Genomic DNA, 1,266 nt, shown 5'->3' with positions numbered 1-1,266 from the left:
GGGGTTCGGGCTTGTCCGTGCCCGGCTGCCCAGCGGTGGCGAGGCAGTTGGGCCCGCGCGGAAGCGGGGATCCGCGGCGCATCGCGCTCACGGCGGGCGAACAGAGATTGCACAGGCGCACCAGCAGCCCCTACGGTGTGACCCGGTCCACGGACCGCCACAACTGCACACACACACTTCACCATTCATCCCGGGCGGCCGCGCGCCCAACCATCCAGCGGCCGCCGACGCGAGTCACTCGCACGGATGGCTGGGGGACCCACGTGTGGCCGGCATCGATGCTGGCCTTGGGGTGCAGCCGGCCGAGCCGGCGGGGAACCTGACCTCCCTAACCCGACAGCTAACCCCGGCGGCGCGACGTCAGGAAAGGGCACTCCCCCATGGCCATTCGCGCCACCCTCCGTTCATCCAGCCCATATGCCGGCCGCCACCGCGCCGCCCGCCGCCCCAGTCGTGCGCTGCTCACCGCCGCCGGCTCGGCCGCGGCTGTCGGCGCCATCCTCGCCCCGACCGCGGCGCACGCCGACACCGTGTGGGATGCGGTCGCCGACTGCGAGAGCAGCGGCAACTGGTCGATCAACACGGGCAACGGTTACTACGGCGGCCTGCAGTTCTCGGCATCCACCTGGACCGGCTTCGGCGGCGGCAAGTACGCGCCCTACGCCCACCAGGCCAGCAAGGGCGCCCAGATCTACATCGCTCAGGCCGTGTTGAAGGTCCAGGGCCCGGGTGCGTGGCCGGTCTGCGGCGCGCGGGCCGGCCTGACCGTGACCAACGGGCTCGCGGTCGACCCCTGGACCGACACCACGGGCTCGGGCGGCTCGACCGGTGGTAGCTCCTCGACCAAGCTCGTCGTCGACGGCGTGCTCGGACCCAAGACCTATGGCGCAATGGAGAAGTGGATCGGCCGGCCGGTCGACGGCAGCTTCACCCTCAGCGACCGCAAGGCCCTCCAGACCAAGCTCAAGGTCACTGCGGACGGCGTGATCGGCCCGATCACGACGAAGGCCCTGCAGAAGGTCGTCGCCCACACCCAGGACGGCATCTGGGATTCCAGCACGACCAAGGCCCTGCAGACCTACCTCAACAAGGTCCTCTGACAGCACCGACACGGCGGCCCTCGCCCCCGGCTCCCCCCGTCGAGAGGCCGGTTCAGCCCCGTCGAGAGGCCGGTTCAGCCCCGTCGAGAGGCCGGTTCAGCCCCGTCGAGAGGCCGGTTCAGCCCCGTCGAGGGGCCGGTTCAGCCCCGTCAAGCGGCCCCGATCG

At 71.3% G+C, this 1,266-nt stretch carries 1 protein-coding gene and 1 riboswitch; the gene reads left to right on the top strand.

All coding sequences use genetic code 11. From position 1 onward, the window contains the following. Positions 1-212: 212 nt before the first annotated feature. Positions 213-369: riboswitch (cyclic di-AMP (ydaO/yuaA leader) on the top strand. Between the two features lie 11 nt (positions 370-380). Further along, positions 381-1,100 carry a transglycosylase family protein gene (locus tag PKH97_RS11325; protein WP_324387546.1) on the top strand — a complete coding sequence of 240 codons (720 nt, stop codon included), beginning with the start codon at positions 381-383 and terminating at the stop codon, positions 1,098-1,100. Positions 1,101-1,266: the final 166 nt, after the last annotated feature.

The organism is Nostocoides sp., from assembly GCF_035343835.1.
GTDB classification, from domain to species: Bacteria; Actinomycetota; Actinomycetes; order Actinomycetales; family Dermatophilaceae; genus Nostocoides_A; species Nostocoides_A vanveenii.
The sequence above is the reverse complement of the archived record's forward strand: the minus strand, read 5'-3'. Positions and strand labels throughout refer to the sequence as shown.

Excerpts from the sequence above, each read along its gene's own strand:
- PKH97_RS11325 (WP_324387546.1), top strand. The coding sequence starts at position 381 with ATGGCCATTCGCGCCACCCTCCGTTCATCCAGCCCATATGCCGGCCGC.